This window comes from Pseudomonas sp. TE31087 (genome assembly GCF_057284075.1).
On the sequence record NZ_JBXVNN010000001.1, the window covers coordinates 5,497,809 to 5,512,126 of the forward strand.

Annotated in this window: 14 protein-coding genes; 10 read left to right on the top strand and 4 right to left on the bottom strand. The window is 64.3% G+C overall.

The window, feature by feature from the left end:
• The first annotated feature begins 81 nt into the window (after window positions 1-81).
• From ACZ899_RS24885 to ACZ899_RS24905, 5 genes are all read left to right on the top strand, one after another.
• Window positions 82-831 (top strand): thioredoxin fold domain-containing protein, encoded by a 750-nt coding sequence (locus tag ACZ899_RS24885; RefSeq protein WP_234562171.1) that lies wholly within the window; start codon window positions 82-84, stop codon window positions 829-831.
• An 82-nt stretch (window positions 832-913) separates the two neighbouring features.
• Entirely contained in the window at window positions 914-2,218 is a 1,305-nt protein-coding gene (locus ACZ899_RS24890) for a homoserine dehydrogenase (protein WP_023630110.1), read from the top strand.
• A 54-nt stretch (window positions 2,219-2,272) separates the two neighbouring features.
• Window positions 2,273-3,682: a threonine synthase gene (gene thrC, locus ACZ899_RS24895; RefSeq protein ID WP_234562169.1), complete on the top strand. Its 1,410-nt coding sequence runs from the start codon at window positions 2,273-2,275 to the stop codon at window positions 3,680-3,682.
• A gap of 155 nt (window positions 3,683-3,837) precedes the next feature.
• Complete coding sequence (locus ACZ899_RS24900; protein WP_485627884.1) at window positions 3,838-4,326, top strand: response regulator; 489 nt, start codon at window positions 3,838-3,840, stop codon at window positions 4,324-4,326.
• Between the two features lie 5 nt (window positions 4,327-4,331).
• On the top strand, window positions 4,332-4,613 hold the full coding sequence (locus ACZ899_RS24905; protein ID WP_203651032.1) for a DUF3509 domain-containing protein: 282 nt from the start codon (window positions 4,332-4,334) through the stop codon (window positions 4,611-4,613).
• Window positions 4,614-4,786: 173 nt separating this feature from the next.
• Here the strand turns inward: ACZ899_RS24905 and ACZ899_RS24910 are convergent, their stop codons facing one another.
• Entirely contained in the window at window positions 4,787-5,665 is an 879-nt protein-coding gene (locus tag ACZ899_RS24910; protein WP_203651033.1) for a TIGR02285 family protein, read from the bottom strand.
• Window positions 5,666-5,675: 10 nt separating this feature from the next.
• Window positions 5,676-6,875: a CaiB/BaiF CoA transferase family protein gene (locus ACZ899_RS24915; RefSeq protein ID WP_234562167.1), complete on the bottom strand. Its 1,200-nt coding sequence runs from the start codon at window positions 6,873-6,875 to the stop codon at window positions 5,676-5,678.
• Between the two features lie 142 nt (window positions 6,876-7,017).
• Between ACZ899_RS24915 and ACZ899_RS24920 the strand changes: the two genes are divergently transcribed.
• The 3 genes from ACZ899_RS24920 (at window position 7,018) to ACZ899_RS24930 (ending at window position 11,043) form a co-directional block, all read left to right on the top strand.
• Complete coding sequence (locus tag ACZ899_RS24920; RefSeq protein WP_203651035.1) at window positions 7,018-7,560, top strand: YaeQ family protein; 543 nt, start codon at window positions 7,018-7,020, stop codon at window positions 7,558-7,560.
• A 30-nt stretch (window positions 7,561-7,590) separates the two neighbouring features.
• Window positions 7,591-9,300 carry a single-stranded-DNA-specific exonuclease RecJ gene (gene recJ, locus ACZ899_RS24925; protein WP_203651037.1) on the top strand — a complete coding sequence of 570 codons (1,710 nt, stop codon included), beginning with the start codon at window positions 7,591-7,593 and terminating at the stop codon, window positions 9,298-9,300.
• A gap of 636 nt (window positions 9,301-9,936) precedes the next feature.
• On the top strand, window positions 9,937-11,043 hold the full coding sequence (locus ACZ899_RS24930) for an NADH:flavin oxidoreductase/NADH oxidase (RefSeq protein ID WP_234563051.1): 1,107 nt from the start codon (window positions 9,937-9,939) through the stop codon (window positions 11,041-11,043).
• 1 nt (window position 11,044) lies between these two features.
• Here the strand turns inward: ACZ899_RS24930 and ACZ899_RS24935 are convergent, their stop codons facing one another.
• Entirely contained in the window at window positions 11,045-11,377 is a 333-nt protein-coding gene (locus ACZ899_RS24935) for a type II toxin-antitoxin system HicB family antitoxin (RefSeq protein WP_050704363.1), read from the bottom strand.
• Window positions 11,374-11,628 carry a type II toxin-antitoxin system HicA family toxin gene (locus ACZ899_RS24940; protein WP_050704364.1) on the bottom strand — a complete coding sequence of 85 codons (255 nt, stop codon included), beginning with the start codon at window positions 11,626-11,628 and terminating at the stop codon, window positions 11,374-11,376. The genes ACZ899_RS24935 and ACZ899_RS24940 overlap by 4 nt, the downstream gene beginning before the upstream one ends.
• 255 nt (window positions 11,629-11,883) lie before the next feature.
• Here ACZ899_RS24940 and ACZ899_RS24945 point away from each other — a divergent pair, with 255 nt between their 5' ends.
• The gene (locus ACZ899_RS24945; protein WP_234563052.1) at window positions 11,884-12,567 is read left to right on the top strand and encodes a tellurite resistance TerB family protein; all 684 of its coding nucleotides are present in this window, start codon (window positions 11,884-11,886) and stop codon (window positions 12,565-12,567) included.
• A 128-nt stretch (window positions 12,568-12,695) separates the two neighbouring features.
• Complete coding sequence (locus ACZ899_RS24950) at window positions 12,696-14,318, top strand: methyl-accepting chemotaxis protein (protein ID WP_234563053.1); 1,623 nt, start codon at window positions 12,696-12,698, stop codon at window positions 14,316-14,318.

Sequence of the window (14,318 nt, forward strand, 5' to 3'; positions counted from 1 at the left end):
TTTGTTGCAAGGGCCGAATGTTCGCTACCCGCCAGGGTCAAGCAACGCCCCCACGGCCCCGTCCGCCTTCAGGAGTACCCCATGCGCGTGACCCAGATTTTCGCCGCCGCCGCCCTGGCGTTGGCCAGTACCTTTGCCGTCGCCGCGGCCACCGATGCCAATGCCGGTGCCGAGCAGGCGATCCGCAAATCCTTGCAGAACCTCGCGCTGGAAGTGCCGGTCGAGAGCGTCAGCAGCAGCCCGCTCAATGGCCTGTACGAAGTCAAGCTGCAGGGCGGTCGCGTGCTGTACGCCAGCGCCGACGGTCAGTTCGTCATGCAGGGCTACCTGTTCCAGATCCAGGACGGCAAGCCGGTCAACCTCACCGAGAAGACCGAGCGCCAGGGCATTGCCAAGCTGATCAACGGCATCCCGGCCGGCGAGATGGTGGTCTACCCGGCCAAGGGTGAAACCAAGTCGCACATCACCGTGTTCACCGACACCACCTGCCCGTATTGCCACAAGCTGCACGCCGAAGTGCCGGAACTCAACCGCCGTGGCATCGAAGTGCGCTACGTCGCCTTCCCGCGCCAGGGCCTGGGTTCGCCGGGTGACGAGCAGCTGCAGGCGGTCTGGTGCTCCAGCGATCGCCGCGCGGCGCTGGACAAGATGGTCGACGGCAAGGAGATCAAGGCCGCCAAGTGCGCCAACCCGGTCAGCAAGCAGTTCCAGCTGGGCCAATCGATTGGTGTAAATGGCACGCCGGCGATCGTTCTACAGAATGGCCAGGTGATTCCGGGTTACCAGCCGGCGCCGCAAGTGGCCAAGCTGGCCCTGGCCGAAAGCAAGTAATCAATTCAGTACGCCGTCGTCATGGGGTGACGGCATGTTTCACGGTCGGCGCAGGTGCCGGCCGTTCTATGGGGAGTTCACAGTGAAACCGGTCAAAGTAGGCATCTGTGGGTTGGGGACCGTCGGTGGCGGAACCTTCAATGTACTTCAGCGCAACGCCGAGGAGATCGCCCGCCGTGCCGGGCGCGGTATTGAAGTGGCACAGATTGCCATGCGCTCGCAGAACCCGAACTGCCAGATTACCGGTACCCCCATTACCGCTGATGTGTTCGAAGTCGCGAGCAACCCCGAGATCGATATTGTCATCGAGCTGATCGGCGGCTACACCATCGCCCGCGACCTGGTGCTCAAGGCCATCGAAAACGGCAAGCACGTGGTCACCGCCAACAAGGCGCTGATCGCCGTGCACGGCAACGAGATCTTCGCCAAGGCCCGCGAGAAGGGCGTCATCGTCGCCTTCGAAGCCGCCGTGGCCGGTGGCATCCCGGTGATCAAGGCGATCCGCGAGGGCCTGTCGGCCAACCGCATCAACTGGCTGGCCGGGATCATCAACGGCACCGGCAACTTCATCCTCACCGAGATGCGCGACAAGGGCCGCGCCTTCCCCGACGTGCTGGCCGAAGCCCAGGCGCTGGGTTATGCCGAGGCCGACCCGACCTTCGACGTCGAAGGCATCGATGCCGCGCACAAGCTGACCATCCTGGCGTCCATCGCCTTCGGTATCCCACTGCAGTTCGACAAGGCCTACACCGAGGGCATCACCCAGCTGACCACCGCCGACGTGAACTACGCCGAGGCCCTGGGCTACCGTATCAAGCACCTGGGCGTGGCCCGTCGCACCGCCGACGGCATCGAGCTGCGCGTGCACCCGACGCTGATCCCCAACGATCGCCTGATCGCCAACGTCAACGGCGTGATGAACGCGGTGATGGTCAACGGCGACGCCGCCGGTTCCACCCTGTACTACGGCGCCGGTGCCGGCATGGAGCCGACCGCGTCGTCGGTGGTCGCCGACCTGGTCGACGTGGTCCGCGCCATGACTTCCGACCCGGAGAACCGCGTGCCGCACCTGGCGTTCCAGCCGGACGCGCTGTCGGCCCACCCGATCCTGCCGATCGAAGCCTGCGAAAGTGCCTACTACCTGCGCATCCAGGCCAAGGACCACCCGGGCGTGCTGGCCCAGGTCGCCAGCATTCTTTCGGAGCGCGGCATCAACATCGAGTCGATCATGCAGAAGGAAGCCGAGGAGCAGGACGGCCTGGTACCGATGATCCTGCTGACCCACCGTGTGGTCGAGCAACGCATCGACGACGCCATCGTCGCCCTGGAAGCGCTTCAGGACGTGGTCGGCAAGGTCGTGCGCATCCGCGTCGAACAGCTCAATTAATTTCGGCGGCGGGCCGCGACGGCGGCCCGCGCCCAGCATCGAAGGTTTGCACCCATGCGCTATATCAGTACCCGCGGCCAGGCTCCGGCCCTGAACTTCGAAGACGTCCTGCTGGCGGGCCTCGCCAGCGACGGCGGCCTGTACGTGCCCGAGAACCTGCCACGCTTCACCCAGGAAGAGATTGCCTCTTGGGCGGGCCTGCCGTACCACGAACTGGCCTTCCGGGTGATGCGCCCGTTCGTCGACGGCAGTATCGCCGACGCCGACTTCAAGAAGATTCTCGAAGAGACCTACGGCAACTTCGCCCACGCCGTCGTCGCGCCGCTGCGCCAGCTCAACGGCAACGAGTGGGTGATGGAGCTGTTCCACGGCCCGACCCTGGCCTTCAAGGACTTCGCCCTGCAACTGCTCGGCCGTCTGCTCGACCACGTGCTGGTCAAGCGCGGCGAGCGCGTGGTGATCGTCGGCGCCACCAGTGGTGACACAGGTTCCGCCGCCATCGAAGGCTGCCGCCGTTGCGACAACGTCGACATCTTCATCCTGCACCCGCACCAGCGTGTGTCGGAAGTGCAGCGCCGGCAGATGACCACCATCCTCGGCGACAACATCCACAACATCGCCATCGAAGGCAACTTCGACGACTGCCAGGAGATGGTCAAGGCCAGCTTCGCCGACCAGTCGTTCCTCAAGGGCACCCGCCTGGTGGCGGTGAACTCGATCAACTGGGCGCGGATCATGGCCCAGATCGTCTACTACTTCCACGCAGCCCTGCAGCTCGGCGGCCCGGCCCGTTCGGTGGCGTTCTCGGTGCCGACCGGCAACTTCGGCGATATCTTCGCCGGTTACCTGGCGCGCAACATGGGCCTGCCGATCAGCCAGCTGGTGGTGGCGACCAACCGCAACGACATCCTGCACCGCTTCATGAGCGGCAACCAGTACGTCAAGGATGCCCTGCATCCGACCCTGTCGCCGTCGATGGACATCATGGTCTCGTCCAACTTCGAGCGCCTGCTGTTCGACCTGCACGGTCGCAATGGCGCCGCGGTTGCCCAGCTGATGGACACCTTCAAGCAGGGCGGCGGTTTCAGCGTCGAGCAGGATCGCTGGACCGAGGCGCGCAAGCTGTTCGACTCGCTGGCCGTCACCGACGAACAGACCTGCGAGACCATCGCCGAGGTGTTCAAGGCCACCGGTGAAGTCCTCGATCCGCACACCGCGATCGGCGTCAAGGCTGCCCGCGAGTGCCGCCGCAGCCTGGATACGCCGATGGTGGTGCTGGGCACCGCGCATCCGGTCAAGTTCCCCGAGGCAGTGGAGAAGGCCGGTGTCGACAAGGCCCTGGAACTGCCGGCGCACCTGAGCGACCTGTTCAGCCGCGAAGAGCGTTGCACGGTGCTGGCCAACGACCTGAAGACGGTGCAGGCCTTCGTCAGCCAGCATGGCAACCGCGGCAAGCCGCTGTAAGCCGAGCACTACGCGAAAAAGCCCGTCCTAGACGGGCTTTTTCATGTCCACGACACAGGGTTTGGATCTTTCAGACTTTTCCCATGTAGTTCGATACATACCCCTACTAAAGTGGTCGCTCCAACCTACACGCCACACTGTTCCGGGGGAAGCTCATGCGTCAGCTCAATGTTCTTATCCACCAGGCTCGGCCCTACCACCAGATGCTGCTGCATCAGGCCTTCAATGCCCAGGGCGTCTACAGCGTCCGGGTCACCGATGACGTGCCGACCGCGACGGCGCGGCAGCGCCCGGTGGATGTACTGGTGCTCGACCAGCGCATGCCCAGGGGCTATGCCCGGCGCCTGTTCAAGTATCTGGTGCAGGCTTCCTGCGCGGGGGGATTGCTGTTCGTCGGGTGTGCTGGCGCGGGGGAAATGGATCTGGCGCTTGAGGCCCGCCAGTACGGTTTGAATGTGCTGGCAGAGTTGCCATGGCCGATGTCGATGGTAGGCCTGGAACAGGGTGTTGGAGCGCCTCTGATCGGACGCTGGGTGGGCGCATCGAAACTGTCATGTTGTCCGCGCATGCTCGCGGTAACGGGCCACGGCGAACTTTCCGTCGGGCCCGATGGTCAGTTTCCTCGAACCTTAGCCAGCGAGTGATCCGGATGGAAAGAATCTGCAGACTGCTCAACGACGCTCTTTCCCCATACCAGGCCGAGCTTGGTACGCCCGACAGCCTTGGCAGTCGCCAGTTGACACTCTATGACGAGCACGGGGTGCGGATCCTGCAGCGCGGGGTCTGCACTCGTCAATTGGCGGAGCAGCAGTTGCTGGTTGATCTGGTCGATGGCCTGCACCGTGACTTGCAGATCGCCGAAGGCCGCCTGCAGCCCTGTGTGATCGCCGCCCTGCAACATCAGCGGCAGATACAAGGAACCTTTGCCTGACAGACCCATCAGATTCAGCAAGGGCCGTCTGATGGTGCTTTGCTCCGGTACCGTGCAGATTGTCACTGGAAGTCCCAAGGGCTTTCGCTTGACCCCGGTCGTCCTCCCCAGCGGCCGGGGTTTCTTTTTGCCCCGACTTCAAAACGCCCCTGTGCCATCGACTTCAGGGCGCTTCAGCGCGGCGACGGTTCACCCTGCTCGAAGAAGTGCCTGGCCTGCTCCAGGTAATCCTCCTGCAGCCCAGGGTCCAGCCAGTGGGCGTAGAGCTCGGGCAAGGTATCGCGACGCAATGCCGGCAGCAGTTGGTCGATATGGGCGATCGCCTCGCGCCCCAGCGGAGTATCCGAACAGCCTACATGCAGGAACTGGTAACGGTTCACGCCAAGGATGGGGTGGAAACTGTAGTCGTCCAGCGAGCCATTTTGCTGCTGGATCAGGTAACGCATCTCGGGCCAATAGCCGAGCACCAGTTGCAGGCGCCCCAATTGCTGCATCTGCAGCAAGCTGGCCGTGGCATCGTTGCCATAGTGTCGGCTGAACGCGGTATCAGGCAGTTGCCTGAGGACCTCATCGACCTGCACGCTGTAGCTGCGCTCGGCGACGATGCCCAGCTTCAGGCGGGTCTCGGCCAGCAAGCGCTGCAGGTCGACCTGCTGGCCCTCCAGGTAGGGCGCCAGCAGCGCCTGGTCTTGCTTGCGTACGATCAGGCCACTGCTCAGTACGCCCAGCGATGGTTGGGAGAAATGCACGTATCTGGCGCGGTCGGGGGTCCACAACAGGGTCGGGTCGCAGGTGAAACTGGGCTCCTGGAGCATCTGGATACCCCGGGCCCGGTTGACCCGGACGATGCTGTGGTCGTACTCGGGCATCCGGGCGATCAGCATCGGCAACAGCTGGTCGATCACCCCCTGGCCCTTGGCCGGCCCTTCGAAGATGGTGAACGGCGGCAGGTCGCGCACCAGCCATAGCAGGCGCTCCCTGGCCTCGACCGCCTGCCCCGCGAGTGCGGTCAGCAACAGGCAGAGCACGATGGGCAGATGGCGGATACGCATGGGGCCTGGGTCAGACCGTACCGGCCGCGCGCAGGCGGGCTATGGTGGTTGCGTCGTAGCCCAGGCTGGCCAGCACCGTGGCCGTGTGTTCGCCCAGGGCGGGGCCGACCCACTCGGCGGAGCCCGGTGTGTCGGACAGCTTGGGCACGATGCCCGGCATCTTGAATGGCTTGCCGTCCGGCAGCCGGGCCTGGAGGAACATCTCGCGGGCGAGGAACTGCGGATCGCCCAGCATGTCCTCGGCGGAGTAGATCCGGCTGGCCGGCACCTCGGCATCGTTCAGCGCCTGCATCACTTCGGCCAGTGGCAGGCTGTTGGCCCAGCGGTCGATGACCTCGTACAGCTCGTCGCGGCGCGCATCGCGACCGTCGTTGGTGGCCAGTGCGGCATCGTTGGCCAGGTCGTCACGGCCGATGGCCTGCATGAAACGCTTGAAGATCGCATCGCCATTGGCGCCGATCTGCACGTGACGGCCATCGGCGGTGGTGTGGATGGAGGAGGGGGTGATGCCCGGCATGATGTTGCCGGTGCGTTCGCGGATGAAGCCGAACACGTCGAACTCCGGGACCATGCTCTCCATCATGGCGAAGATCGCTTCATACAGCGCCACGTCCACCACCTGGCCCGCGCCACCGTTGACCTCGCGATGACGCAGGGCCATCAGCGCGCCGATCACGCCCCACAGGGCTGCAATGGAATCGCCGATGGAGATCCCGGTACGAACCGGCGGGCGGTCCTCGAAACCGGTGATATAGCGCAGCCCGCCCATGGACTCGCCGACCGCGCCGAAGCCAGGTTGGTCCTTCATCGGCCCGGTCTGACCAAAGCCTGACAGGCGCACCATGACCAGGCGCGGGTTGAGGGCGTGGAGCACGTCCCAGCCCAGCCCCAGTTTCTCCAGCACGCCGGGGCGGAAATTCTCGATGAGGATGTCGGCGTCGGCCAGCAGGCGCTTGAGCACGTCGCGGCCTTCCGGGTGCTTGAGGTTGAGGGTCAGCGACTGCTTGTTTCGCGCCTGGACGAACCACCACAGCGACGTGCCTTCATAGAGCTTGCGCCACTTGCGCAGCGGGTCGCCGCCATCGGGGGATTCGACCTTGATCACCTCGGCGCCGAACTCGGCGCAGATCCGCGAGGCGAACGGGCCGGCGATCAGGGTGCCGAGCTCGATGACTTTCAGGCCGGCGAGGGGTTTGCTGGGCGTAGGCATGGGGCATCCGTGGCGGCTGGGCGTGAGGGCAGGTTGTATCACAGCTCGGCGGTGGCAGGTATATCGGCGTTGTCTGATCCGGCGCAGATGGCCTGGATCGGTTAGACTGTGCGACTTTTCCCCCGCAAGAAGCCCAGCGCCCATGGCCCAGCCGTCCACCACCTACAAGTTCGAACTGAATCTGACCGACCTCGACCGCGGCGTGTACGAGAGCGTCAAGCAGACGATCGCCCGCCACCCTTCGGAAACCGAAGAGCGGATGGCCGTGCGCCTGTTGGCCTATGCCCTCTGGTACAACGAAAACCTGTCCTTCGGCCGGGGCCTGTCGGATGTCGATGAAGCGGCGGTGTGGGAAAAGAGCCTGGATGACCGCATCCTGCATTGGATCGAGGTTGGCCAGCCCGATGCCGATCGCTTGACCTGGTGCTCGCGTCGTACCGAGCGCACCAGCCTGCTGGCCTATGGCAGCCTGCGGGTCTGGACGACCAAGGTGCTGGGCGCGGTGAAGGGGCTGAAGAACCTGAACGTCGCCGCCGTGCCGCAAGAAGTGCTGGAAACCCTGGCCACCGATATGCCCCGTGCCATCAAGTGGGACGTGATGATCAGCGAAGGTACCGTATTCGTCACCGACGACCGTGGCCAGCACGAAGTGCAACTGGAGTGGCTGCTCGGCGAGCGCGGCTGACCCGATTCACACTGGATTATCGAAGACCCCATGCGTATCGAACCTCGTCCCCTGCCGTCGCCCCTGCCATTGCTGGGCAACCTGCCACCCCTGTTGACCCGCCTGTACGCCGCCCGTGGCGTGCAGTCCGAGGCTGAACTGGACAAGAGCCTGGCGCGCTTGCTGCCGTTCCAGCAGCTCAAGGGCATCGAAGTGGCGGTGGACCTGCTGGTCGAGGCGCTCGACCAGCGCCAGCGCATTCTCATCGTCGGCGACTTCGACGCCGACGGCGCCACCGCCAGTACTGTCGGTGTGCTTGGCCTGCGCCTGCTGGGCGCGGCGCATGTCGACTACCTGGTGCCCAATCGCTTCGAGTATGGCTATGGCCTGACCCCGGAGATTGTCGAGGTCGCCCTGCAGCGCCAACCGCAGTTGCTGATCACCGTGGACAACGGCATCTCCAGCGTCGACGGCGTGGCAGCGGCCAAGGCTGCCGGACTCAAGGTGCTGGTCACCGACCACCACTTGCCGGGCGAACAGTTGCCCGCCGCCGATGCCATCGTCAACCCGAACCAGCCGGGCTGCGGGTTCCCGAGCAAGTCCCTGGCCGGCGTGGGGGTGATCTTCTACGTGCTGATGGCCCTGCGCGCGCGCCTGCGCAGCCTGGGGCGCTACGAGGCGCAGCCGCAGCCGAACATCGGCGAGCTGCTCGACCTGGTGGCGCTGGGCAGCGTCGCCGACGTGGTGCCGCTGGATGCCAACAACCGCATCCTGGTGCACCAGGGGCTGGAGCGCATCCGCGCCGGCCGCGCCCGCCCCGGGCTCAAGGCCATCCTCGAGGTGGCGCGGCGCGATCATCGACGCATCACCTCCACCGACCTGGGCTTCATCCTCGGCCCTCGGCTCAATGCCGCCGGGCGTCTGGACGACATGAGCCTGGGCATCGAGTGCCTGTTGTGCGATGACGCGGCGCTGGCGCTGGACATGGCCCAGCAGCTCGATGGCCTGAACCAGGATCGCAAGTCCATCGAGCAGGGCATGCAGCGTGAGGCGCTGGCCCAGCTCAAGGACCTGCCGGTCGAGTCCATGCCCTATGGCCTGTGCCTGTTCGACGCCGACTGGCACCAGGGGGTGATCGGTATCCTCGCCTCGCGGTTGAAGGAGCGTTACCACCGTCCGACCATTGCTTTCGCCGATGCGGGGGAGGGGATGCTCAAGGGGTCGGCGCGTTCGGTAGCGGGGTTTCATATCCGCGATGCGCTGGATGCCGTGGCGGCGCGGCATCCGGCTTTGATCAGCAAGTTTGGCGGGCATGCCATGGCGGCGGGGTTGTCGCTGCCGGCCGAGCACTTCCCGGCGTTTGCCGAGGCGTTCGATGAAGAGGTGCGGCGGCAATTGCGTGAGGATGACCTGACCGGTCGGCTGTTGTCCGATGGCACCCTGGCGGTCGAGGAGTTTCACCTGGACCTGGCGCGGGCATTACGCAATGCCGGGCCGTGGGGGCAGCATTTTCCCGAGCCGTTGTTCCATGGGGTATTTCAGCTGGTCGAACAGCGGGTGGTCGGGGAGCGGCATCTGAAAGTGGTGCTCAAGAGCGAGTGTGGGGCGGTGAGGTTGGATGGGATTGCCTTTGGGGTTGATCGGGAGGTTTGGCCGAATCCTACTGTGCGGTGGGTGGAGTTGGCTTACAAGCTGGATGTGAATGAGTTTCGGGGGAATGAGAGTGTGCAGTTGATGATTGCTCACATGGAAGCTCGGTGATTTTGTTTTGATTGGTTGATTGGTTGTTTTTTAAGTTGTATGCGCATTCATTTGCGATGTCGACGCTTATTCACCTTTCCGCCCTTACGGCGGGTAACTTTTTGAAGGATCAAAAAGTCACCAAAAAATCCTCGCTCCATTCATCCGGCCCCTACGCTTCGCTCCGGGGTTCCCTCACTCCGGCCTTGCTCCCGGGAGGACCGCGCTGCAGGGCCCATCCTGGGCCCCAGCGCTTGACGGGCATGCAGCTGTCGCTAGTTGAAAGCTTAGTTGATCTCTCGATCGTATGCCCGTCAAGCGCTGCGCCCCAGGATGGGGCGTTCAGCGCGGTCCTCCCGGGAGCAAGAACGGAGCGAGGGAACCCCGAAGCGAAGCGTAGGGGCCGGATGAATGGAGCGAGGATTTTTTGGTTCCTTTTTGATCCTTCAAAAAGGGACCCGCCGTAAGGGCGGAAAGGTGACTATGCGTCCCCATCGCCAATGAATGCGCATAAAAAAATCAAAACAATCATCCCCAAACCCAAGCCCCCCAGAACACCCCCCACCCCATGGTCTAGTCTGAAACCTACCGGTACCGGCCCACCCCCAAACCACAAAAGCCGGCCCGGAAACCATTGGAGTCCCTGGGAGGTGCCCCATGAGCCTGCTGCTCGAGCCATACACCCTGCGTCAGCTGACCCTGCCCAACCGCATCGCCGTATCCCCCATGTGCCAGTACTCCGCCGTAGACGGCCTGGCCAACGACTGGCACCTGGTCCACCTCGGCAGCCGCGCGGTCGGTGGCGCGGGTCTGGTGATCAGCGAGGCGGTCGCGGTCACCGCCGACGGACGCATCACCGCCGAGGACCTCGGCTTATGGACCGACGACCAGATCAAACCCCTGCAACGCATCACCCGTTTCATCACCGCCCAGGGTGCCGTCCCCGGTATCCAGCTGGCCCATGCCGGGCGCAAGGCCAGCACCCACAGGCCATGGCTCGGCAAGCAGGGCAGCGTCAAGATCGAGGACGGCGGCTGGCAACCGGTCGGGCCATCGAAGATCGCCTTCGACCCGCAGCACACCGCGCCACGTGAATTGACCAAGGACGAGATCCAGGACGTGGTCGCCGCGTTCGTCGCCGCGACCGAGCGGGCATTGCAGGCCGGCTTCAAGGTGGTCGAGATCCACGCCGCCCACGGCTACCTGCTCCACCAGTTCCTCTCGCCCCTGAGCAACCAGCGCCGCGATGAATACGGCAGCTGCTTCGAAAACCGCATCCGCCTGACCCTGCAGGTTGCCGAGGCGGTACGCAAGGCCTGGCCGCAGGAGCTGCCGCTGTTTGTGCGGGTATCGGCCACCGATTGGGTCGAGGATGGCTGGAACCCGGACGAGACCGTCGAGCTGGCCCGTCGCTTGCGCGCCCTAGGTGTCGACCTGATCGACGTGTCGTCAGGAGGCACCTCGGTCAATGCCGAGATCCCCACCGGCCCCGGCTACCAGACCCGCTTTGCCGAACGGGTACGCAAGGAGTCGGAAATCGCCACCGGCACCGTCGGCATGATCACCGAACCAGCCCAGGCCGAGCATATCCTGCGCACCGGTCAGGCCGATGTGATCTTCCTTGCCCGCGAGCTGCTGCGCGACCCGTACTGGCCATTGCATGCCGACGACGACCTGGGTGGCAACAAGGCGACCTGGCCGGCGCAGTATCAGCGGGCCACCAGCCGGGCCAACCCCATCCACGAGTCGGACCTGCGCGACTGACTCAGCGACAGGCTGCCTGGCTGAGAATGTCGCTGACCCACTGGTTGATACTCTTCTGCGCCAGCTCGGCCTTGGCCGCCACGCTGGCGTGGAGGGTGGGCTCCAGGCGCAGGCTGAGTTTTCCGGAGTAGGTCTTCTGCGGTTCGCGCCCCAGGCGCTGGCAGGTTTCGAGGTAGTCATCGACGGCTTCCTCGAACGCCTGGCGCAGTTCGCTGATCGATTCGCCATGGAAGCCGATCACATCGCGGATGCCGGCGACATGGCCAACCAGCAGCTGGTCTTCGTCGCTGTATTCGATGCGGGCCGAGTAGCCGCGGTAGTTCATCACATTCATGGGGTAACTCCTGCCTGCTCCAGGAACTGGCGGGCATCGCGCACCTGATAGGGCTTGGCGTGCCGGTCGGGGTGAGGGCGATGGAAGGTCGCGACCTCGCCATTGAGCTCGAACCGCACGCGTGAACCCCTGCCTTCGATCACCCGAGCACCGAGCGAAACCAGCAGGGACTCCAGGCGCGACCAGTCCAGCGTTCGTGGAACGGGCTTCTTGAAGACGAGTTCGAGTAACGCACGTTGATGATTATTCATGGTATCAGTCTGTGATACCAGTACTGCAAAGCTCAATAGATCAACGGTAGGGCGCCGCAGGGGCAATTCGTGGGAAATCTCGCGCTATTGTGCGGAAAAACCGCTGCGCCATGGTAACGCTCCCTACTGGAAGCAACTGGCGCAGCCAACAAACCAAGCTGGGCAACATCCGGATGCAAATGCGTTAAGCGTGGCTTCAGCTTGCCGGCCTACTCTGGAGCCCTACCTACTTTGGATGCTTGCGAGGTCTGCCAGATGAACACCCGTGGTCTGCTCGATCAGCTATTGAAAACCGGTCAATCCATGCTGCAGAACCAACAGGGCAAGGGCACCAGTCACAAGGGCTCCGGTAGCCTCGGCAGCCTGCTGTCCGGTGCCGGTGGTGGCGCATTGGCGGCGGGAGCCATGGGCCTGCTGCTGGGGAACAAGAAGGCGCGCAAGTACGGCGGCAAGGCGCTCACTTACGGCGGATTGGCCGCGCTTGGCGTGCTGGCCTACAAGGCCTATGGCAACTGGCAGGCGCGCCAGGGCGCGGGCACTCACGAGCCGCAGACCCTCGACCGCCTGCCGCCGGCCCAGGCCGAGCAGCATAGCCAGGCCGTGCTTCGGGCGTTGGTGGCAGCGGCCAAGTCCGATGGCCATATCGACGAACGCGAGCGGGCGTTGATCGAGGGCGAGTTCACCCGCCTGGACAGCGACCGCGAGTTGCAGCACTGGCTGCATGCCGAACTGAACAAGCCGCTGGACCCGGCCGAGGTCGCCCGCGCCGCGCAGACCCCGGAAATGGCCGCCGAGATGTACCTGGCCAGTGTGATGATGGTCGATCAGGAGAACTTCATGGAGCGCGCTTATCTCGATGAGCTGGCCCGCCAGCTGCGCCTCGACCCGAACCTGCGTCAGGAACTGGAGAACCAGGTCAGGCTTGCCGCGGGTCAATGAACCGGCATTTGGCCACCTGAACGGGCACGGACGCCTGAATACCGCCACATTCAGCCGCAATTGAACGGGAAGCCTGGGCTATACTTCGGCGATTTTTCCCGCTCGTATCGAATTCCTGAGGGCTGAATGTGAAGAACTGGACCTTGCGCCAACGGATCCTGGCAAGTTTCGCCGTGATCATCGCCATCATGCTGCTGATGATCGTGGCCGCCTACTCGCGGCTGGTGGCGATCGAGTCCAGCGAGGAAGCCGTGGGGTCCGACAGCATCCCCGGCGTCTACTACAGCTCGATGATCCGTAGTGCCTGGGTCGACAGCTACGTCACCAGCCAGCAGTTGGTGGGGCTGTCGAACCACCGCGAGATCACCTCGGCCGACCTTGAGCTGTTCAAGGGCTTCGACGATCGTCTCAAGAAGCATATGGCCAGCTACCAGGCGACCATCCGCGACGCGGCCGACCAGGCGGCGTTCGATGACTTCACCCGCCTGGATGAGGAGTACGTCAAGATCGTCGACCAAGTCCTGGAGACCTACCGCCAGAAGAACTACCCCGAAGCCCAGCGCTTGATCATGGATGTGCTCACGCCGGCCTGGAAGGAAGGGCGCCAGCACCTGAACGAATTGATCGAGCGCAACCGCGAGTCCGCCGACAAGGCCACCAACGACATTGTCAGCGCGGTCAACACCGCCAAGGGCAGCATGATCGTCTCGTTGCTGCTGGCCATCATCGCCGCCGGTGTCTGCGGTCTGTTGCTCATGCGTGCTATCACCGCACCCATGCTGCGAATCGTCCATGGGTTGGACGGCCTGCGCTCCGGCGATCTGAGCATGCGCCTGAACCTGGACCGCAAGGATGAGTTCGGCGCGATCGAGGGGGGCTTCAACGAGATGGCCGAGTCGCTGGCCAACCTGGTGGCCCAGGCCCAGCGCTCGTCGGTGCAGGTGACCACCTCGGTCACCGAGATCGCCGCCACCTCCAAGCAGCAACAGGCCACCGCCACCGAAACCGCCGCCACCACCACCGAGATTGGCGCCACGTCGCGGGAAATCGCCGCCACCTCGCGGGACCTGGTGCGCACCATGACCGAAGTCACCAGCGCCGCCGACCAGGCTTCGAGCCTCGCTGGCTCCGGCCAGCAGGGCCTGGCACGCATGGAAGAAACCATGCACCAGGTGATGGGCGCCGCCGACCTGGTCAATGCCAAGCTGGCGATCCTCAATGAGAAGGCCAGCAACATCACGCAAATGGTGGTGACCATCGTCAAGGTCGCCGACCAGACCAACCTGCTGTCACTTAACGCCGCCATCGAGGCGGAGAAGGCCGGTGAATACGGTCGCGGTTTCGCCGTGGTCGCCACCGAGGTGCGGCGTCTGGCCGACCAGACCGCCGTGGCCACCTACGACATCGAGCAGATGGTGCGCGAGATCCAGTCGGCGGTGTCGGCCGGGGTGATGGGGATGGACAAGTTCTCCGAGGAAGTGCGCCGCGGCATGTTCGAGGTGCAGCAGGTCGGTGAGCAACTGAGCCAGATCATCCACCAGGTGCAGGCGCTGGCGCCGCGGGTGCTGATGGTCAACGAGGGCATGCAGGCCCAGGCCACTGGCGCCGAGCAGATCAACCAGGCGCTGGCCCAGCTCAGCGATGCCAGCACCCAGACCGTCGAGTCGCTGCGTCAGGCCAGCTTTGCCATAGACGAACTGAGCCAGGTGGCCGCCGGGCTGCGCGGTGGTGTGTCGCGGTTCAAAGTCTGA